Raw genomic sequence first — 19,080 nt, 5'->3', positions numbered from 1 at the left:
GACGCCGGCCGTCGCCATGCTGACACGGTCGCTGCGCGCCGATATCGGCGTGATGATTTCGGCCTCCCACAATCCTTTTGCCGACAACGGCATCAAGCTCTTCGGGCCGGACGGCTACAAGCTTTCCGACGAGCTCGAGACGCAGATCGAGGAGCTTCTCGACAAGGATATCAGCCCGCAACTCGCGAAGTCCGACGAGATCGGCCGCGCCAAACGCATCGACGGCGTGCATGACCGTTATATCGAGCATGCCAAGCGCACCCTGCCGCGTGACGTGACGCTGCACGGCCTCCGCGTCGCGATCGACTGCGCCAACGGGGCCGCCTACAAGGTCGCGCCGGCCGTGCTCTGGGAACTGGGCGCCGACGTTGTGACCATCGGCAACGAGCCGAATGGCGTCAACATCAATCTCGACTGCGGTTCGACGCATCCGGCGGCGCTTGCGAAGAAGGTGCATGAGGTGCGCGCCGATATCGGCATTGCGCTCGATGGCGACGCCGACCGCGTTCAGATCGTCGACGAGAACGGCACGATCGTCGACGGCGACCAGCTCATGGCGCTGATCGCCGAGAACTGGGCGAGCGAGGGCACGCTGACGGGCGGCGGTATCGTCGCCACCGTCATGTCCAATCTTGGCCTCGAGCGCTTTCTGAAAGGCCGCGGTCTCGGGCTGGAGCGCACCAAGGTCGGCGACCGGTATGTCGTGGAGCACATGCGGCAGCATGCCTTCAATGTCGGCGGAGAGCAGTCGGGCCATATCGTGCTGTCGGATTTCGGCACGACGGGCGACGGCCTCGTTGCGGCGCTGCAGGTTCTCGCCTGCGTCAAGCGTCTCGGCAAGCCGGTCAGCGAGGTCTGCCGCCGCTTCGAGCCGGTGCCGCAGGTGCTGAAGAATGTGCGGATATCCGCCGGCAAGCCGCTGGAGGACGCCGTCGTGCGCCAGGCGATCGCCGATGCGGAAAGCGAGCTCAACGGCAGCGGCCGCCTGCTCATCCGCCCATCCGGCACCGAGCCGCTCATCCGCGTCATGGCGGAGGGGGACGACCGCAGCCAGGTGGAGCGCATCGTCGACGAACTCGTCGGCGTCATCGGCGCGGTGCGCGACGCAGCCTGACGCCTTTCGTCGCCCGCGGATTTTGAATGGGCCGGCCTTGTGTCGGCCCTTTTGTTGTCGCACCGCGAATTTCATCTCCATTCCGGCAAGTATCGATCGGGCTATCTCGCTATGGGTAAAGAATCCATAACAAAGGCGGTTAATGTTTGTAGTTAATCTCCCCTTAACTTCTCTTCTTCATGATGCCTTTCCATAGGGAACTTGGCGGCCGGCGCTCCGGTCTTGCCATATCGGGCACTTTTGGAGACTGGCCATGAAGAAGATGTTGAGCGGCGTTTTTGCAGTCCTCGCCGCCGCTACGGCCGCCGAGGCAGCGGACGTCTACCAGCCGGAGGTCATCCAGGCCCCGGCGATCGAGCAGCCTGTCGTGGCTGCCGCCAGCGGCTGGTATCTGCGCGGCGACATCGGCTGGGGTTACAACGATCTGCGCGGTGCGCATTTCTATCAGGGCTCCAACGCGAACCGGCGCAGCTTCGATTCGGCCGACCTCAAGAGCAGCTTTTCGCTCGGCGGCGGTGTCGGTTACCAGATCAACAACTACCTGCGCACGGACGTGACGCTGGACTACATGTTCAACGCCGACTTCGAAGGCTCGACCTCGGGCGGCTGCGGTGTCGCGGCAGACTGCGTTTCGACGGACCGCTCCTCGCTCTCGGCCCTCAGCCTCCTGGCCAATGCCTATGTCGACATCGGCACCTACGGCATCGTAACGCCCTATGTCGGTGCCGGTATCGGTGGCACCTACGTGAAGTGGGACGACCTCGAAAACACCTCGTGCGAGAACGGCGACCCGACGAACTGCGACCCGACTGTCACCCACAAGGGCAAGCGCAACTGGCGCTTCACCTACGCCCTGATGGCCGGTGCATCGGTCGACCTCGCCTGCAACCTGAAGGCGGATGCCGGCTACCGTTTCCGCCACGTGACGGGCGGCAACATGTTCGGCTACGCGATGAACGGCGGCCCGGGCAGCGACAAGGGCTTCTATACCCACGAAGCGCGCCTCGGCCTGCGCTATATGCTCGACGCCTGCCAGGAAGCCACCTACATGCCGCCGGCCGACATTCCGGTGCAGCAGCCGGTCTACAAATAAGCTCCGGTCTCCTCCCGCCTACCAAGACCGCCCGGCAGCCGTGCCGGGCGGTTTTGCGTTGGCACCGTCCTTTCTGTCCGGTTAACGCCTATGGTTAACCACCGCTTAACGCCTGTCCGGCACACTGGTTCTCGAGTGGTTCCCGTGAGTCGCAGGAGGCGGCCCTATGCGTACGAGTGCTATGGTGTTTGCGGGCGCTCTGATCGCCGGCAGTCTGCCGGTCGCCGCCTTTGCCGGCGACGAACCCGTCGTGATCGACGCGCCGGAGGTGCAGATCTCCACCGAGGCAAACGACGGCTGGTATGTGCGGGCCGACGTCGGTTATGCGCCCTGGCTGCACGAGGGCGAACCCGACTATCTCTCCGCCGCGGGCGCAACGGTCGACTTCGACGAGACACGGTTTTCCGAATCCCTCTCCGGCAGCGCCGGTATCGGCTACCAGTTCAACGACATGCTGCGCGCGGATGTGACCGCCGACGTCTTCAAGAGCGATCTTGAAGGCGGTTCGCTCGACACGGCGCCCTGCACCGGGGCGGCAGCGGGCACCTCCTGTGCCTATGACCATGACGGACGTTTCCGCGCCGCGGGCCTCATGGCCAATGCCTATGTCGATCTCGGCACGCTCGCCGGCTTCACGCCCTACGTGGGGGCCGGCCTCGGCGCCACAAAAGTCCGCTGGGACGATATCACGAACATTGCGGCAAATGGCGGCACGACAGTCTCGCCGGGCCTTTCGAGCTGGCGCTTCACCTATGCCCTGATGACCGGCGCCAGCTACGACTTCGGCAACGGCGTGAAGCTGGACGTTGGCTATCGCTTTTCCGAGGTCGGCGGCGGCGACATGTTCGGTTACGGCGCCGCCGAACGGGCGGCCGGCCTTAGCGGCGTAAAGGGCCGCGACGAGGGTTTCCAGCGGCACGAATTCCGCGCCGGCATCCGCATCGCGCTCTGGTGAGATCGCGCCGGATAATTTCCCGTAAGCGACAATTCCACTTGACTTGAAACGGCTCCTCTCCTATTTCCGGCGGCGGGACACCCTTCCCCAACGAAGGGCTTTCTATCTGGAAGGATAGCCATCATGACGAAGACCGTCACCCCGCCGGACATGCGTCCGAACAATACCCACTTTTCTTCTGGCCCGTGCTCGAAGCGCCCCGACTGGTCGCTCGATGCCCTTTCCGATGCCGCGCTCGGTCGCTCGCACCGCGCCAAGATCGGCAAGGCGAAGCTCAAGCAGGCCATCGACCTCACCCGTGAAATCCTGGACGTGCCGGCGGACTACCGCATCGGCATCGTGCCTGCCTCCGACACCGGCGCCGTCGAGATGGCACTCTGGTCGCTGCTTGGTCCCCGCGGCGTCGACATGGTCGCCTGGGAAAGCTTCGGCTCGGGCTGGGTCTCCGATGTCGTCAAGGAACTGAAGCTCCCCGACACCCGCAGGATCACGGCCGACTACGGCCTGCTGCCCGACCTTTCCACGATCGATTTCGACCGTGACGTGGTCTTCACCTGGAACGGCACGACCTCCGGCGTGCGCGTGCCGAACGCCGACTTCATCCCCTCCGACCGCAAGGGCCTGACGATCTGCGACGCGACCTCGGCCGCCTTTGCGCAGGATATGGACTTTGCCAAGCTCGACGTCGTCACCTTCTCCTGGCAGAAGGTTCTCGGCGGCGAGGGCGCGCACGGTGTCATCATCCTGTCGCCGCGCGCCGTCGAGCGCCTCGAAAGCTACACGCCGGCCTGGCCGATGCCGAAGATCTTCCGCATGACCAAGGGCGGCAAGCTGATCGAGGGCATCTTCCAGGGCGAGACGATCAACACGCCCTCGATGCTGTGCGTGGAGGACTATATCGACGCGCTTCTCTGGGCCAGGTCGATCGGTGGCCTCAAGGCACTGATGGCGCGGGCTGACGCGAATGCCGAGGTCATCTTCGATTTCGTCGAGAAGAACGGTTGGATCGCCAACCTGGCGAAGGATCCGGCGACCCGCTCCAACACCTCCGTCTGCCTGACGATCGCCGATGCGGACGTATTGTCGCTCGACGCCGACGGCCAGGCGGCCTTCGCCAAGGGCCTTGTGGCGCTTCTCGAGAAGGAAGGTGTCGCCCATGACATCGGTGCCTATCGGGATGCGCCGTCGGGCCTGCGCATCTGGGCCGGCGCAACGATCGACACGGCCGATCTCGAAGCGCTGATGCCGTGGCTGACCTGGGCCTTCGAAACCCAGAAGGCGACCCTTTCCAAGGCTGCGGCCTGATTTTTCGCGACCGGCTTCGTCCTGCGGGCGAAGCCACCTTTGATCTCATCTTCCCTGACCCATTGAAGGAGGCCTCCCGTGGCACCTCGCGTACTCGTATCCGACGAACTGTCGGAAACCGCCGTCCAGATCTTCCGCGATCGCGGCGTCGACGTCGACTTCCAGCCGAAGCTCGGCAAGGACAAGGACAAGCTGGCCGAAGTGATCGGCAACTATGACGGCCTTGCCATCCGTTCCGCCACCAAGGCGACGGAGAAGCTGATCGCGGCCGCGACCAACCTGAAGGTGATCGGCCGCGCCGGCATCGGTGTCGACAATGTCGACATTCCGGCCGCCTCCCGCCGCGGCATCATCGTCATGAACACGCCCTTCGGCAACTCGATCACCACCGCCGAACACGCCATCGCGCTGATGTTCGCCGTTGCCCGCCAGCTTCCGGCCGCCGATACCTCCACGCAGGCCGGCAAGTGGGAGAAGTCGAAGTTCATGGGTGTCGAGATCACCGGCAAGACGCTCGGCGTCATCGGTGCCGGCAACATCGGCTCGATCGTCTGCTCGCGTGCCATCGGCCTCAAGATGCACGTGCTCGCCTACGATCCGTTCCTGTCCAGGGAGCGTGCCGAGGAAATGGGCGTGACCAAGGTCGAGCTCGACGACCTGCTGGCGCAGGCCGACTTCATCACGCTGCACGTGCCGCTGACCGACAAGACCCGCAACATCCTCAATGCGGAAGCGCTCGCCAAGACGAAGCCCGGCGTGCGCATCGTCAACTGCGCCCGCGGCGGCCTTGTCGATGAGGCGGCACTCGCCGAAGCCCTGAAGTCCGGCCATGTCGCCGGCGCCGGTTTCGATGTCTTCGAGGTCGAGCCTGCGACCGAGAGCCCGCTCTTCGGTCTGCCGAACGTCGTCTGCACGCCGCATCTCGGCGCTTCGACGACGGAAGCGCAGGAGAACGTCGCCCTGCAGGTCGCCGAGCAGATGTCGGACTATCTGGTGAAGGGTGCCGTCTCGAACGCCATCAACATGCCGTCGATCACCGCGGAAGAGGCGCCGATCCTGAAGCCCTTCATCCGGCTCGCCGACGTGCTCGGCGCCTTCGTCGGCCAGGTGACGGAAAGCGCCATCAAGGAAATCGAGATCCTCTATGACGGCTCGACCGCATCGATGAACACCAAGGCGCTGACCAGCGCCGTGCTTGCCGGCCTCATCCGCTCGCAGGTGGCCGACGTCAACATGGTTTCGGCCCCGGTGATGATCAAGGAGAAGGGCGTCATTCTCTCCGAGGTCAAGCGCGACAAGTCGGGGGTCTTCGACGGCTACATCCGCCTGACGGTCACGACCGCCAACCAGACCCGGTCGATTGCCGGCACGGTCTTCTCCGACGGCAAGCCGCGCTTCATCCAGATCAAGGGTATCAATCTCGATGCCGACGTCGGCAGCCACATGGTCTATATCGCCAATACAGACGTCCCGGGCATGATCGGCTTCATCGGCACGACGCTCGGCGAGGCGGGCGTGAACATCGCGAACTTCCAGCTCGGCCGCGACAAGCAGGGTGGCGACGCGATCGCGCTGCTCTATGTCGACGGACCGATCGGCGACGACGTGCTCGGCAAGCTGACCGCCCATCCGGCGATCCGGCAGGCGAAGCCGCTCGTCTTCAACGTCGACTGACCATCGTCCTCCAGGACGGAAGGGGCCTGTCCGGCATGCGCCGGCAGGCCCTTTCCGCTTCTCTGAAATGGAACGGTCAGGCTTTCGGCCGGCCCCATTCCGCGATGGCGATGCCGCCGAGCACGAGCAGCAGCGCGACAAGGTGGAAGAGGTGCAGCGGCTCGTCGATGAGCAGCACCGAAAGCAGGGTGCCGAAGACCGGAATGGCGTTGATGAAGAGGCCGGCGCGGTTCGGGCCGATCATCTCCACGCCGCGAACCCATAGAACCTGCGAGGCGAGCGACGGAAACACCGCGGCGTAGAGGATGATCGCCCAGCCGGCGGCGTCCGGCACGATGACGTCGCCTGCCGCCACCTCCCAGCCGAGCAGGGGGAGAGAACTCAGCAGCGCCGCAAAGGCCGGCACGGCAATGAAGCTCTGCCAGTGCATGTCGGGCTTCCAGCGCAGCGAAACCGTGTAGACGGCGTAAACCAGACAGGCGCAGAGGATCAGTGCGTCGCCGACATTGAACTCGAGGTCCGCCAGCGCGGCGAGATTGCCGTGGGACGCCGTCACCAACACGCCGGCGAGCGTCACGGTGAAGCCGATGATCTGCGCCGGCGAGGCCGGGATGCGGAACAGGGCGAAATTCAGCACGAAGATGATCATCGGAATGCCAGCCTGTTCGATCACCGCGTTGATCGCGCTCGTATACTGCAGGGCGGAGTAGAGCAGGACGTTGAACAGTGTGAAGCCGAAGGCGCCGTAGAAGAAGAGCTGCGGCCAGTGCCGGCGGATCTTCGCCCAGTCGCGCCGGATCTGCGGCATCATGACGGCGAGGATGACGACGAGTGCGAAGACCCAGCGCAATGTCGTGAGCAGCATCGGGCTCACATGCCCGACCGCCATCTTGCCCGCGACCGAATTGCCGCCCCAGAACAGGGCGGTCACGGACAGGATGAGATAGGCTCGGGCACTTTGAGTCATGACGCGGGGATGATCCATCCGGAGAGAGGAGCGGGGCAGGTATCAGGATCCCGGCCGCCGGAGAAAAGGGTGACGGGTCCGATGTCGGCCAACCCGCTATAGGGGAGACGTGCGGCCTTGGCTATCCGCCAGAATTGGCAATAACAGGGTCGCTTTCCCGAAAACAAACCATTATAGATGCGCGGGTTTGTGTGGAGCCCGCGTTTTCAGGCGCGGCAAGACGGGAAAGATGAAATGACGAATGTCGTGGTGATCGGCTCGCAATGGGGCGATGAAGGCAAGGGCAAGATTGTCGATTGGCTTTCAGAACGCGCGGACATCGTCGTTCGCTTCCAGGGCGGTCATAATGCCGGGCATACGCTGGTCATCGACGGGACGAGCTACAAGCTGTCGCTGCTTCCCTCGGGCGTCGTTCGACCCGGCAAGATGGCGGTCATCGGCAACGGTGTCGTCATCGATCCGCATGCGCTGATCGCGGAGATCGAAAAGCTGGCCGGGCAGGGTGTGACCATCACGCCGGACAACCTGCGCATCGCCGACAACGCGACGCTCATTCTCTCCCTGCATCGCGAGCTCGACGGCATCCGCGAGGACGCGGCCGTCTCCAGCAACAGCGGCATCAAGATCGGCACCACCCGCCGCGGCATCGGTCCGGCCTACGAGGACAAGGTCGGACGCCGCGCCATCCGCGTCATGGACCTTGCCGACCCCGAGACGCTGTCGGCCAAGGTCGACCGGCTGCTGGCGCATCACAATGCGCTGCGCCGGGGTCTCGGCGAGAGCGAGATCAGCCATGCCAAGATCATGGACGAACTGACCTCCGTCGCAGACCGTGTCCTGCCCTTCCGCGACACGGTCTGGCTGATGCTGGACAAGGAACGCCGCAGGGGCGCCCGCATCCTCTTCGAAGGTGCGCAGGGCTCGCTTCTCGACATCGACCACGGCACCTATCCCTTCGTCACCTCCTCCAACACGGTGGCGGGGCAGGCGGCGGCCGGCTCCGGCATGGGACCCGGGTCGCTCGGCTACGTGCTCGGCATCACGAAGGCGTACACGACGCGCGTCGGAGAGGGGCCGTTTCCGACCGAACTTCATGACGGGATTGGCCAGTTCCTCGGCGAGCGCGGCCATGAGTTCGGAACGGTCACGGGCCGCAAGCGCCGCTGCGGCTGGTTTGACGCGGCGCTGGTGCGTCAGTCGGTGGCGACCAACGGCATCACCGGCATCGCGCTCACCAAGCTCGACGTGCTCGACGGTCTGGACGAGTTGAAGATCTGCGTCGGCTACAGGCTGGATGGCCAGGAGATCGACCATCTGCCGGCGAGCCAGGGCCAGCAGGCCCGCGTCGAGCCGATCTACGTCACGCTGGAAGGCTGGAAGGAATCGACGGTCGGCGCCCGCAAATGGGCCGATCTTCCGGCCCAGGCGATCAAATACGTGCGTCAGGTGGAGGAATTGATCGGAGCGCCGGTGGCACTGCTTTCGACCAGTCCGGAACGGGATGACACAATACTTGTGACCGACCCGTTTGAAGACTAATCTTCATCCCGACACCAGCTCCGGACCGTAGCATAACAACAAGAGGCGGGGCATTACGAGAAAGTTCTGATGGCGGATTTTGTAGCAGTCATTCGTCGGGCCGTGGACGGTCTGACGAACAACACGCCCGAGATGCGGGACAGGGTATACGACAAGGCGCGCGGAGCCGTCCGCCGCCAACTCGAATCCATGAAGCCGCAGCCGCCGGAAGAACTCGTCCGCCGCCAGCTCGACAAGCTGGAAAAGGCGATCACCGACGTGGAGGGCGAGCACGCCGAGGCGCTGCCCGAAGAAGCCGTGCCGGCCGAAGAGGCGCAATCCCATGGCGAGCCGGAGCCGGTGGACGCTGCCGAGACGGACGCCTTGCCTGCCGAATCGGAAACGCCGGCCGCCCATGGCGAGACCGAAGCAGACGCGCCGTCTGCCGAGGTTCGGGAAGACGCCGAACCCTACGCGGCCGACCGGCACGACGAGCCCGTGCAGGAAGAGGCGCCCGAGCCGACCGCGGATGAGCCGGTGGCCGATCACGACCCTCACACGGGGTCCTGGCCGGATGAACGGCTTCCGGAGCCGGTCGATGTGCCGGTATCCGGGGAGCGGGCGGATGAGGTTGCGAGCGGCGCCGAGAGTGCATGGCAGCAGCCGGCCTGGGATATTCCGCCGGCGGCAGACGATACTCCGGATGAGCACGCAGCGTCCGTCGAGGACGGCCATCAGCCGGACTGGGTGCCCCACTCCATGGAAGAGCAACCCGTCCGGCCCGTGGCGGACGACGCTGCCGAGCCGTTGCCGAACGTCCTGCCGTTTTCTCGCATCGACGAGGTGGGCGATCATACGCATGCGCCGCTGATCGACGAGCATGCCGCCGTCTATCCGGAAATGCGCAGCGATGGCGACGCCCCGGTCTCTGGTGATGCGATCGATCCGGCCACGCTCGCGCCGATCGACGAACCCGTCGCGCGCATGCCGAGTGCCGAGGCTGACTTGAATTGGGATAAAAGGAACGCGGCCAAGGACCAGTCGCATGGAGCGGCTGCCGCGCCGACCGAATGGACGTGGACCGACGAACGAACCGCCGCCGCGGCGGCGAAGAAGCCGGAGCCAAGCGCCTGGGACGACCTGGAGGACCTGATCGGCTACGACAGGAATGCCGACAACGTCTCGCCCTTCGGCGAACCATCCACGACGCCGGACGTGGTCGCGGCCTTGCCGGCCGCAGAGGAGACGGCGCGGAGCGTGCCGGACCGTTCCTTCGCTGCCGTGCCGCGGCGGCGCGGGCCGTCCGGAAAGGTGATCGCCGCGGTCTTCGCGCTGCTGGTTCTGGTGGGCGGAGCCGCCGCGGGCTACTGGTTCAACCGGGAGACGGTCGACGGATTCGTCGCCGATCTGGTGGCAACCGTCGAGGTACCTTCGAGCACCACCACCACGACGCCCGAGGCGGGAGAGACGTCCGACAGCGCGCAGCAGACGCCTGCTGCGGAGACGTCCGACGAAACACCGCAGACGGAGATCGCTGCGGCGGACTCGACCAGCACGAAATTCACCCAGCGCCTGTTGGCGGACGGCACGGAAACCGACGAGGGTGCCGCGCCCGCTCTCGGCGATGCCGTTCCGGTAGAGGGGAAATCCGTCGCCGAGCAGACGGCGGGCGCCGCACTGGCAACGCCCGGCGACACCGCGACAGATACCGGAACACAGGGTGCCGTCGGCACGACGGCGGACACGGATGTCGCGACGCCCGGGGTCGCGGCGGAGGGGCAGGCAACGGGCGACGCGCCGATCGGCGTTGCCCAGAAGATGTTCCTCTACGAGGAGCGTCTCGGCCAGACGGGACCGACGGCGATCGAAGGCAGCGTTGTCTGGTCGCAGGCCGAGGAAGCGCCCGGCGGCGATGGAAAGCCGGAGCCGGTTATCCGGGCGCAGGTCACCGTCCCGTCGCGCAATCTGACGGCGCTGATGACCATCCGCCGCAACGGGGACCGGTCCCTGCCGGCGAGCCATCTGCTCGAACTCGTCTTCTCTCTGCCCCAGAATTTCGAGGGCGGCAGCATCGACAGCGTCCAGCGGGTGGCGATGAAGCAGAACGAACAGGACCGCGGCGACGCGCTCATTGCCGTTCCTGCCAAGATCACCGAGGACTTCCACATGATCGCGCTCAACGATTTCTCGGAGGCGATCGGCAAGAATCTGGAGTTGCTGCGGACGCGCGAATGGATCGACATTCCGCTAACCTACCGCAACGGCCGCCGCGCGCTGATCACGCTCGACAAGGGAGCCACCGGCGCCAAGGTCTTCGACGACACGCTGAAGGCCTGGGCAGCGCTTGGCCCGAGCACGAACAACAGCCAGTAACAGCCTCGCGGCGCCCGTTGCAGGCGTTGCACAAAAAAGCCCGGGGAACCGGGCTTCTTCTTTGTTGCGATCGTGAGCGGACGACGCTCAGGCGTCCTCGATGACGCGCAGCGACTGGGCCTGTTCCAGGGCCAGCTTCTGTACGGCCTCCTGCACCTTCTCGAAGGCGCGGACCTCGATCTGGCGCACGCGCTCGCGGCTGATGTCGAATTCCGACGAAAGCTCCTCGAGCGTCACCGGATCCTCGGCAAGGCGGCGCGCCTCGAAGATGCGGCGTTCGCGGTCGTTCAGCACGCCCATCGCACGGCGCAGCAGGGCACGGCGCGTGTTGAGTTCGTCCTGCTCGATCAGCACCGCTTCCTGGCTGTCATGGTCGTCGACGAGCCAGTCCTGCCACTGGCCGGAATCGCCTTCGCTCGCCTTGATCGGGGCGTTCAGCGAGGCGTCGCCGGACAGGCGGCGGTTCATCGAGACGACCTCTTCCTCGGAGACCTTCAGCTTTGTGGCGATCTCGGTGACCTGGTCGGGCTTCAGGTCGCCGTCCTCGATCGCCTGGATCTTGCCCTTCATCCGGCGCAGGTTGAAGAACAGGCGCTTCTGGTTGGCGGTCGTGCCCATCTTCACCAGTGACCAGGACCGCAGGATATATTCCTGGATGGATGCCTTGATCCACCACATCGCATACGTCGCGAGGCGGAAGCCGCGCTCGGGATCGAATTTCTTGACGGCCTGCATCAGGCCGACATTGCCTTCGGAAATGACTTCGCCGATCGGCAGGCCGTAGCCGCGATAGCCCATGGCGATCTTCGCCACGAGGCGCAGGTGGCTCGTGACGAGCTGGTGCGCCGCGTTGCGGTCGTCGTGCTCCTGATAGCGCTTGGCGAGCATGTATTCCTGCTGCGGCTCAAGCATTGGAAATTTGCGGATTTCATCGAGATAGCGGTTGAGACCGCCCTCGCCAGCCGTGATCGACGGCAATGTATTGCGGGCCATTCAGCACCCCTTTCCGAAAAGGCTTCCATTCCGGCAAGCCTTGAGACGGAGCCTGACCCGTGACCGGATCCCCGTTCGCGACCATGCTCCCCGTGGGCCGTTCAGACCCCACGATAGTAAAGATAGGTGTGGCGAAACAATGGTTCAAGGCCCGGCCGATTTCACAGACCCGTGAAACCCGGAGGCAGCGGCGGAAGAGATATGACAACCCCAAGATTGGGTCGCCGGCGCCGGGTTTCAAGGCCCCCCGCAGGCTTTGGAGCCTACAAAGTCCGCAGCGCCGCGAGCAGGGTCTGCATATCGTCCGGCACCGGCGCTTCGAAACGCATCACCTCGCCGGTGGACGGGTGCTCGAACTGCAGCATGAAGGCGTGCAGCGCCTGCCGGTGAAAGGCGTTCACCGTGGCCTTGACCTCCGGCGGCAGAAGGTTCGCCTTGGTCTTGAAGGCGGCGCCATAGTCCGGGTCGCCGACGAGCGGATTGCCGATATGCGCCATGTGCACGCGGATCTGATGGGTCCTGCCGGTCTCCAGACGGCATTCGACGCGCGCGGCGAGCGCGGTGGCGTCCGGCTTCTCGCCATAGCGTTCGACGACCTCGTAATGCGTCACGGCCTCGCGCGCATCGTCTGACTCCTCGCGCTTCACCGCGCGCTTCGTCCTGTCGCCGGCGCGCCCGAGCGGCGCGTCGATCACGCCGCGCAACTGCCGCGGCCGGCCCCAGACGACGGCCATGTAGGCCCGTTCGAGCGGCCCGGTACGACCGTGGTCGGCGAACTGGTCAGAAAGGTGGCGGTGCGCGATATCGTTCTTCGCCGCGACCATGACGCCGCTCGTCTCCTTGTCCAGCCGGTGCACGACGCCCGGCCGCTTCACGCCGCCGATGCCCGACAGGCTGTCGCCGCAATGGTGGATCAGGGCGTTGACGAGCGTTCCCGTCCAGTTGCCGGCGCCGGGATGAACGACGAGGCCCGCCGGCTTGCAGAGAACCACCAGGTCGTCGTCCTCGTAGAGGATGTCAAGCGGGATGTCCTCGCCCTTCGGTTCCGGATCCTCCGGCTCGGGCAGCGCGACGACGATGCGGTCGCCTGGATGAACCTTGCGCTTCGGCTCGGAGATGACCGCGTCATTGACCGAAACGGCGCCCTGTTCGATCAGCGCCTTGATGCGGCTGCGCGAGAAGTCGCCGGCCAGCGCCTGGGCAAGCCAGGCGTCGAGCCGCCCCTCTGCGCCATCTTCGGCGGTGAGGACTTTCCTTGTGGCCTCGGCTTGTTTAAAGGGGTCGCTCATTCCGAATTTCCTGCCGGAGGCGCCAGACATGTCCCAGGTCGACGCAGAAGAAGAAGTAGACAAGCCGCTCGATCCTGTGATGGAGAATGTCCGCCGTAAGATGGTGCGTCTCCAGCTCGTGTCAGGCGGCATCATGCTGCTGATGTTCATGGCGGTGCTTGCGGCGATTGTCTACAAGGTGACGGCAACGGAAGGCAAGAGCGAAACGGCGGCCGCCGGCCTCGCGGTGCCGAGTTCGGAGCCGCTCAGGTCGTCGATCGCGCTTCCGCAGGGCTTCAACGTCGCGGCCGTATCGCAATCGGGCGGACAGGTCCTGTTCTACGGGCTCTTCGGCGACGGCACCCGCAAGCTTCTGGCTTTCGACATGGCGACGGGACGGGCAGTCGCCGATATCGACGTAACCGGCGAATAGGGGGCGCAGGCGTGGCGGCCGCCCTCCTGCGAATCGTCGATCCGGCCGATCCGCGCATCGCCGCCTTCACCGCGATCCGCGAGCGGGACCTGACCGGCCGTGAGGGGCGCTTCGTCGCGGAAGGTACGGTCGTGCTGAATATGCTGGCCTCCGTCCACGGCGGCAAGACAGGCTTCCGTGCGGAGGCCCTGCTGCTCCTCGAGAACCGTATCGCAGGCCTCGAAAAGCTGCTCGAGCGCTTTCCGCCGAACGTGCCGGCCTATGTCGCCGATGCGAATGTGTTCGACAGAATTGCCGGTTTCCACATGCATCGCGGCGTGCTGGCCATCGGAGTCAAACCGCAGGACGCGGCCGTCGAGGCGGTGATCGCCGGCCTGCCGGAGACGAGCCTCGTGCTCGTCGCAAGCGGCATCGCCAACCATGACAACATCGGCGCGATGTTTCGCAATGCCGCCGCCTTCGGGGCGGATGCGGTACTGCTCGATTCCACGTGCTGCGATCCGCTCTATCGCAAGGCGATCCGGGTTTCCGTCGGCGCCGTGCTGGCCATGCCGCATGCCCGCGAGGGGCGGACGGAGGAGCATCTGGAGCGGCTTGCAGCCGCCGGCTTCGACATCTGGGCTCTGTCGCCGCGGGGCAGCGTGCGGATCGGTGACATACCCGCCTCGCGGCGCGTCGCACTCGTGGTCGGCACGGAGGGAGAGGGGTTGCCCGAGCGGATCATGCAGCGTTTCCGGACGGCACGGGTGCCGCAGGCGCCCGGCCTCGACAGCCTCAACGTCGCAACCGCGAGCGGTGTTGCACTTTACCAGATGGCGCTCGCCGCCGGCCGGCTCGGATAGGGCGGACGCGGCTTCGAAAAGGCAGACCGGCCGGCGCGGCGGCCGGCTAGGACTGTGCCGGCAACCTGTCGCGAATGCGCCGGGCGAGGCTTTTCCTGCCGCTGCCGCCGGCATCGTCGCCCAGGGGGACGGCGCAGGCCTCGTCGTCCGGCGCCCGCGCCATGGTCAGCACCACCATATCGGCGGCAATGTCGGCAATGCGATCCCGCAGCGCTTCGTCGTCCTCCGCGGCGGATGCGGCTGCTGCGAGCTGCTCGCTGACGGCGGCGCTGCTGTACCGGAGCTTTTCCTCCAGGGCCGCCGGATCGAGTGCCGGCACGGGCTCCTCGCGGGTCGTTGCCTTGTTCTTTCGGCCGCCTAGCCGCAGATGGCTCACATCGGTCGGAGGCTCCTCGGCGCGGGCCGCGTGTACTCCCGGCTTGATCCCTTTGAGCTTGTCGCGCAGCCGGTTGACCTCGGCGATGCGACGTTCGATGACATTGTCCTTGTCGGCGCTGCCGGCGATCTCGCGCATCAGCTTCGTCTCGATCTGGCGCACGCGTCCTTCCTCGCGGGAGAGTTTTGCCTGCGTCTCCTTGAGTGCCGCATGGTTGCGTTTCGTCTCCTCACGCAGCCGGTCACGGTCGTCGCGCATGCTGCGAAGCTGGCTGTGGAGATTCTCGATCTCCGTGTGGCGGGCCGCCAGGTCGATCCTCAGATCGTCCATCTCCGTCAGCAGCCGGTCGTAGCGCGTGTTGAGGCTGCGGATGGCATCGTCGCGATTGCGGACTTCCTTCTCCGAGGCGTCCAGCAGTGTCTTGATCTGCTCGCGGCGCTGCTGTTCCTGCCGGATCGTTGAACGGTAGTCGCCGGCCTCGACGCTCATGTCGGCGATCTGCGCCTCGAGTTCCTGCCGTTCGGCCGCGAGCTTGCCGAGTTCCTTGCGAAGGACCTCCTCGCCGACGCGAAGATGCGTCACCTTTTCCCGTTCACGCATGAGCGATTGGGAGATCCTGGCGTTTTCCGCCGCATAGGCGGCGCGCGCCATGTCCTTCTGCGCCCGCACCTCCTGCGGGCTCAGCGGCGCGGTGGCCTTCATGCGCTTTTCGGTGAAAGAAACGATGCGCCGCTGCACGGCCGGCGCGATCAGCAGTCCCACAAGCGTGGCTGCAAGGAAGCCGAGGGCGAAGAGCAGTGCGTATTCGATCACGAGCGCTCGTGTCCACCGTTGCGAGAGGCAGTTCGTCGGCGGCACTATAGCAATGTGGCGCCTTCTGAACAGGGGAGGGCGAAGGCCAATTCCGGTTCACGAATGTCCCGTTCCGGCAAATCGCGTCGAATGGCGGCTCAGAAGGGGTTCCAGGTCGGATTGCGCGTCAGCTTGAGGTAGCCGGCATTGATGCCGAGGCGGGCGCCGACGCCGGTGCGGATCGGCACGAGAATCATGTTCTGCTGCGTCAGGACCGTCATGCCGACGCCGGCGACCACATAGGCCGATCCGGACACGCCGGCAAAGCGCGTATAGAGCGATTCCACGGCGGGGAGGTTGTAGACCAGCATCATCGTGCGGCTGCCCTGTCCACCCCAGTCGAGGCCGAGAGACGGGCCCTGCCAGAAAACCTGATGCTGGCCGGCATTCTTCGTGTAGAGTTCGCCTTCGCCATAGGTGAGGCCTGCGACGAAGGCACCGGAGCCTTCCTGGCCGAGAATATAGCCATTGGGCAGACCATAGGACTGGAAGGCGCGCTCGACGACCTTCGCGAGGCCGCCGGAGGTGCTGCCGAAGAAACTGTGTCCGGCATCGACGATCTCCTGTGCGCTGTACTGGCCGTTCGGCTGCTGCGCAGCGGCCGGCAGGGGGGCAAGCATCAGGGCGAGAAGCAGGGTGGCGACACGGGCGAGGGCGGTTGGCATTTGGGCAAGCATCAGGCATCCATCCGGAAACGGTTCACGGGCGTTGTTCCTGCCTGCAGTCTGAGCCGATCCTGTTAACAATCGGTTTACCAAATGTGGTGTCTTTATGGCTGACCTGTTGTCGAACACGCCCCGCGCAATTTTCGCGTGATAAGCGACCGTTCGCAACGCAGCGTGTTCAGGCGGCCGCGGCGATCGACGGCATCTGGGAGACCTTCATGGCAAAGAACCCGAATCTGACTCTGGCAGGACCTGATCTCGCTGCGCTTCTGTGCAGCCGGGTCTGCCACGACATCATCTCGCCGGTCGGCGCGATCAACAATGGTCTGGAACTGCTCGACGAGGGCGGCGCCGATACCGAGGCGATGGATCTCATCCGCACCAGCGCGCTCAATGCCTCCGTCCGGCTCAAATTCGCGCGGCTCGCCTTTGGCGCTTCCGGCTCCGTCGGTGCCTCGATCGACACCGGCGAGGCGGAAAAGGCCGCCCGCGATTTCGCCGCCGCGGAAAAGAAAACCGAAATCACCTGGAGCGGCCCGCGCGCCATCGTCGCCAAGAACCGGGTGAAGCTGCTCCTCAATCTCTTCCTCATTGCCTATGGCGCGATCCCGCGCGGCGGCTCGATCGACGTGACGCTCGACAATCCGGAACTCGACGCCGAGTTCCGCCTCGTCGCCAGGGGGCGCATGCTGCGCGTGCCGCCAAAGTTCAACGAAATTCTCTCGGGCAGCCCGGAGGAGGCGGTCGACGCGCACTCCATCCAGCCCTACTACACCGTCCTTCTCGCGGAAGAGGCGGGCATGGCGCTGTCGGTCCTCCCGTCCGAGGAGGAGATCGCCTTCGTCGCCAAGGTTGTCGCCACGGCCGACGCATAGCCGCCGCAACTGCCGCGGATCAAGCCGCCGACGTGATTGACGACTGGTGCTCCCGGCGCCTGCCGTGGTAACACGCGGCGTTCCGACGGGGGGTACGCATGACGGCGCCGGTTGCCATCCTTTTTGCCAATCTCAAGGGAAATCTCGGAGATCTCGCGATCCTTCATTCGATGATGCGGGATATCGAGGCGCGTTATCCCGGCCACCCGATCCACGTCTATCCGCATCCTTTCGTGCCGGTCGACGAAACCTATGTGGCGGCCTTCCGGGCCAGCGGCGCGCCGAATTTCGAGGTATCGGGTCCGGCCTATTCCATCCGCATTCCCGGGCCTGTGAAATGGCTGTCGCACACACCGGCCTGGCCGGCACTGCAGGCACATTATATCCGCAGGCTGGCACGGTATGCCGCTGCCGATGCGTCGCGCTTCGCGCACTACGAGGCGATCTTCATCGCCGGCGGTGAGCAGTGGGGCGGAACCAATCCCGCGGTCTCGATGCTCGGCGCCGTTGCCGCCGTGGCGCGGCACAACGACAGGATCTACGCCTATCCCTTCTCCTTCAGCTCCGACATCCGCCGGTATAACGCGGATGCCGATCTCCGGCGCTTCTTCGGCAATCTGCGCGGGCCGCTCGTCGTCCGCGATGCGTTGACCCGCGACGCTCTGGCGGGGGCCGGCGTGCCGGTCGCGCTCGGTATCGACTGCGTCTTCAACCTGCATGAGGTTGCGGCAGGCATCGCTGCGCTCTCCGACCGCGATCCGAACCGTACCATTCTCGTGCTCACCGGCCGGCACGGCCGCAACGAGGAACCGTTGCGGGCGCTTCTCGGACGGATCGCCGGCAGGGTCGGCCCGCTCGAGCTCATGAGCACCTGTCCGCCCGAAGACGCGGTTCTGTTCTGTCGTCTTGGAGCGGAATTCGGCCTGCCGGTGCGCATGCCCGGAACATGGCAGGAAGCGGTTGCCGAGCTCAAGGCCAGCAGCCTTGTCGTCACCAACCGCCTGCATGCCCTGATCTTCAGCTCGTTCGGCGATGTCGCGCTCCTGCCGGTCGCCGACCGCAAGAAATCCGGTGCCTTTGCGCGGGACGCCGGCCTGCCGCATATCGCGGCCGGCATCGATGCCCTGACGCCGGACCTCATCGCAGCCGCGAGGGCCGACAGGACCGCTATCGTCGAGAGGATGCGGGACTATCGCCGCCTGAGCCTTGGCGCCCTGTCGCGCCCGGCTTTCGCGGAGGCCGCCTGACGGACGCGCTGCCCACGCGTGGTGACATACATTAGGACCACGGTAACCTTTTGTTTGCCAGCCCACGTTACAGTTGATGTTCACGTGCCGGGCCTTCTTCCAGCGGCGCAGAATTGGAGCACAGCATGCGGCGCATCATGATTGCGGATGGTTCCGACGTCGTTCGCAAGGTCGGCAAGCGAATCCTCTCCGGTCTCGACTACCTGGTGCTCGAAGCCGGTTCGTCGCTTGAAGCGCTGGTGCGATGCGAAGCCGAACTGCCGAACGTGATCATCGTCGACGCCACGATGGACGGCGCGCTCGAACTCATCGGCAACATCCGCAATCTGCCGAACGGCAAGTCGGTCCGCATCTTCTATTGCGTTGTCGAGGCCGATCTCAAGAAGATGATGATGGGCAAGCGCGCCGGCGCCGACGACTTCTTGCTGAAGCCCTTCGACCGCAAGATCCTGACGCAGGTCTTCGCCAATCTGTCGATCGCCGCCTGAGCGGCATCCAAACCGGTATCCAGGCACAATCGGGCGCGATCC

17 protein-coding genes are annotated in these 19,080 nt (G+C 65.3%); 12 read left to right on the top strand and 5 right to left on the bottom strand.

The genetic code is table 11. The features are described from left to right. The 5 genes from glmM to serA all read left to right on the top strand — a co-directional run. On the top strand, window positions 1–1,114 hold a 1,114-nt coding region (gene glmM / locus LXM94_RS00160), incomplete at its 5' end, for a phosphoglucosamine mutase (RefSeq protein WP_235769122.1). A gap of 253 nt (window positions 1,115–1,367) precedes the next feature. Beyond that, window positions 1,368–2,207: an outer membrane protein gene (locus LXM94_RS00155; RefSeq protein WP_235769121.1), complete on the top strand. Its 840-nt coding sequence runs from the start codon at window positions 1,368–1,370 to the stop codon at window positions 2,205–2,207. Between the two features lie 181 nt (window positions 2,208–2,388). Further along, complete coding sequence (locus tag LXM94_RS00150; protein WP_235769213.1) at window positions 2,389–3,162, top strand: outer membrane protein; 774 nt, start codon at window positions 2,389–2,391, stop codon at window positions 3,160–3,162. A gap of 123 nt (window positions 3,163–3,285) precedes the next feature. After that, window positions 3,286–4,467: a phosphoserine transaminase gene (locus tag LXM94_RS00145; RefSeq protein WP_235769120.1), complete on the top strand. Its 1,182-nt coding sequence runs from the start codon at window positions 3,286–3,288 to the stop codon at window positions 4,465–4,467. A gap of 78 nt (window positions 4,468–4,545) precedes the next feature. Next, on the top strand, window positions 4,546–6,141 hold the full coding sequence (serA, locus tag LXM94_RS00140; RefSeq protein ID WP_235769119.1) for a phosphoglycerate dehydrogenase: 1,596 nt from the start codon (window positions 4,546–4,548) through the stop codon (window positions 6,139–6,141). Between the two features lie 76 nt (window positions 6,142–6,217). Here the strand turns inward: serA and LXM94_RS00135 are convergent, their stop codons facing one another. Then, complete coding sequence (locus tag LXM94_RS00135; RefSeq protein WP_235769118.1) at window positions 6,218–7,108, bottom strand: DMT family transporter; 891 nt, start codon at window positions 7,106–7,108, stop codon at window positions 6,218–6,220. A 234-nt stretch (window positions 7,109–7,342) separates the two neighbouring features. On the opposite strand from LXM94_RS00135, the gene LXM94_RS00130 reads away from it, so the two are divergent. Together LXM94_RS00130 and LXM94_RS00125 are read left to right on the top strand one after the other, a co-directional pair. Further along, window positions 7,343–8,647: an adenylosuccinate synthase gene (locus LXM94_RS00130; RefSeq protein ID WP_235769117.1), complete on the top strand. Its 1,305-nt coding sequence runs from the start codon at window positions 7,343–7,345 to the stop codon at window positions 8,645–8,647. Window positions 8,648–8,716: 69 nt separating this feature from the next. Beyond that, window positions 8,717–10,999 carry a hypothetical protein gene (locus LXM94_RS00125; protein WP_235769116.1) on the top strand — a complete coding sequence of 761 codons (2,283 nt, stop codon included), beginning with the start codon at window positions 8,717–8,719 and terminating at the stop codon, window positions 10,997–10,999. 87 nt (window positions 11,000–11,086) lie between these two features. On the opposite strand, the gene rpoH is transcribed toward LXM94_RS00125, so the two are convergent. Together rpoH and LXM94_RS00115 are read right to left on the bottom strand one after the other, a co-directional pair. Beyond that, window positions 11,087–11,992, bottom strand: coding sequence for an RNA polymerase sigma factor RpoH (gene rpoH / locus LXM94_RS00120; RefSeq protein WP_235769115.1), 906 nt, complete (start codon window positions 11,990–11,992; stop codon window positions 11,087–11,089). Window positions 11,993–12,255: 263 nt separating this feature from the next. Next, a complete protein-coding gene (locus tag LXM94_RS00115; RefSeq protein ID WP_235769114.1) occupies window positions 12,256–13,281 on the bottom strand; it encodes an RluA family pseudouridine synthase in 1,026 nt (341 codons plus the stop codon). A gap of 28 nt (window positions 13,282–13,309) precedes the next feature. Here LXM94_RS00115 and LXM94_RS00110 point away from each other — a divergent pair, with 28 nt between their 5' ends. Beyond that, window positions 13,310–13,693, top strand: coding sequence for a hypothetical protein (locus LXM94_RS00110; protein WP_235769113.1), 384 nt, complete (start codon window positions 13,310–13,312; stop codon window positions 13,691–13,693). An 11-nt stretch (window positions 13,694–13,704) separates the two neighbouring features. After that, on the top strand, window positions 13,705–14,535 hold the full coding sequence (locus LXM94_RS00105) for a TrmH family RNA methyltransferase (RefSeq protein WP_235769112.1): 831 nt from the start codon (window positions 13,705–13,707) through the stop codon (window positions 14,533–14,535). 46 nt (window positions 14,536–14,581) lie between these two features. On the opposite strand, the gene LXM94_RS00100 is transcribed toward LXM94_RS00105, so the two are convergent. Both LXM94_RS00100 and LXM94_RS00095 read right to left on the bottom strand, forming a co-directional pair. Further along, window positions 14,582–15,724 carry a coiled-coil domain-containing protein gene (locus tag LXM94_RS00100; RefSeq protein WP_235769111.1) on the bottom strand — a complete coding sequence of 381 codons (1,143 nt, stop codon included), beginning with the start codon at window positions 15,722–15,724 and terminating at the stop codon, window positions 14,582–14,584. 137 nt (window positions 15,725–15,861) lie between these two features. Next, on the bottom strand, window positions 15,862–16,440 hold the full coding sequence (locus tag LXM94_RS00095; protein WP_408015565.1) for a DUF1134 domain-containing protein: 579 nt from the start codon (window positions 16,438–16,440) through the stop codon (window positions 15,862–15,864). Window positions 16,441–16,646: 206 nt separating this feature from the next. Between LXM94_RS00095 and chpT the strand changes: the two genes are divergently transcribed. The 3 genes from chpT (at window position 16,647) to LXM94_RS00080 (ending at window position 19,038) form a co-directional block, all read left to right on the top strand. Beyond that, complete coding sequence (chpT, locus tag LXM94_RS00090; RefSeq protein WP_235769110.1) at window positions 16,647–17,303, top strand: histidine phosphotransferase ChpT; 657 nt, start codon at window positions 16,647–16,649, stop codon at window positions 17,301–17,303. A gap of 98 nt (window positions 17,304–17,401) precedes the next feature. Continuing rightward, entirely contained in the window at window positions 17,402–18,550 is a 1,149-nt protein-coding gene (locus tag LXM94_RS00085) for a polysaccharide pyruvyl transferase family protein (protein WP_235769109.1), read from the top strand. A gap of 125 nt (window positions 18,551–18,675) precedes the next feature. After that, entirely contained in the window at window positions 18,676–19,038 is a 363-nt protein-coding gene (locus LXM94_RS00080) for a response regulator (RefSeq protein WP_235769108.1), read from the top strand. The last annotated feature ends 42 nt before the right edge of the window (window positions 19,039–19,080 follow it).

Source organism: Rhizobium alarense (assembly GCF_021555155.1).
Classification (GTDB): domain Bacteria; phylum Pseudomonadota; class Alphaproteobacteria; order Rhizobiales; family Rhizobiaceae; genus Rhizobium_D; species Rhizobium_D alarense.
The sequence above is the reverse complement of the archived record's forward strand: the minus strand, read 5'-3'. Positions and strand labels throughout refer to the sequence as shown.

Excerpts from the sequence above, each read along its gene's own strand:
- LXM94_RS00135 (WP_235769118.1), bottom strand. The coding sequence starts at position 7,108 with ATGACTCAAAGTGCCCGAGCCTATCTCATCCTGTCCGTGACCGCCCTG.
- LXM94_RS00145 (WP_235769120.1), top strand. The coding sequence starts at position 3,286 with ATGACGAAGACCGTCACCCCGCCGGACATGCGTCCGAACAATACCCAC.
- LXM94_RS00125 (WP_235769116.1), top strand. The coding sequence starts at position 8,717 with ATGGCGGATTTTGTAGCAGTCATTCGTCGGGCCGTGGACGGTCTGACG.
- LXM94_RS00095 (WP_408015565.1), bottom strand. The coding sequence starts at position 16,440 with ATGCTTGCCCAAATGCCAACCGCCCTCGCCCGTGTCGCCACCCTGCTT.
- LXM94_RS00110 (WP_235769113.1), top strand. The coding sequence starts at position 13,310 with ATGTCCCAGGTCGACGCAGAAGAAGAAGTAGACAAGCCGCTCGATCCT.
- LXM94_RS00130 (WP_235769117.1), top strand. The coding sequence starts at position 7,343 with ATGACGAATGTCGTGGTGATCGGCTCGCAATGGGGCGATGAAGGCAAG.
- chpT (WP_235769110.1), top strand. The coding sequence starts at position 16,647 with ATGGCAAAGAACCCGAATCTGACTCTGGCAGGACCTGATCTCGCTGCG.
- LXM94_RS00080 (WP_235769108.1), top strand. The coding sequence starts at position 18,676 with ATGCGGCGCATCATGATTGCGGATGGTTCCGACGTCGTTCGCAAGGTC.
- LXM94_RS00115 (WP_235769114.1), bottom strand. The coding sequence starts at position 13,281 with ATGAGCGACCCCTTTAAACAAGCCGAGGCCACAAGGAAAGTCCTCACC.
- LXM94_RS00150 (WP_235769213.1), top strand. The coding sequence starts at position 2,389 with ATGGTGTTTGCGGGCGCTCTGATCGCCGGCAGTCTGCCGGTCGCCGCC.
- rpoH (WP_235769115.1), bottom strand. The coding sequence starts at position 11,992 with ATGGCCCGCAATACATTGCCGTCGATCACGGCTGGCGAGGGCGGTCTC.
- LXM94_RS00155 (WP_235769121.1), top strand. The coding sequence starts at position 1,368 with ATGAAGAAGATGTTGAGCGGCGTTTTTGCAGTCCTCGCCGCCGCTACG.
- LXM94_RS00085 (WP_235769109.1), top strand. The coding sequence starts at position 17,402 with ATGACGGCGCCGGTTGCCATCCTTTTTGCCAATCTCAAGGGAAATCTC.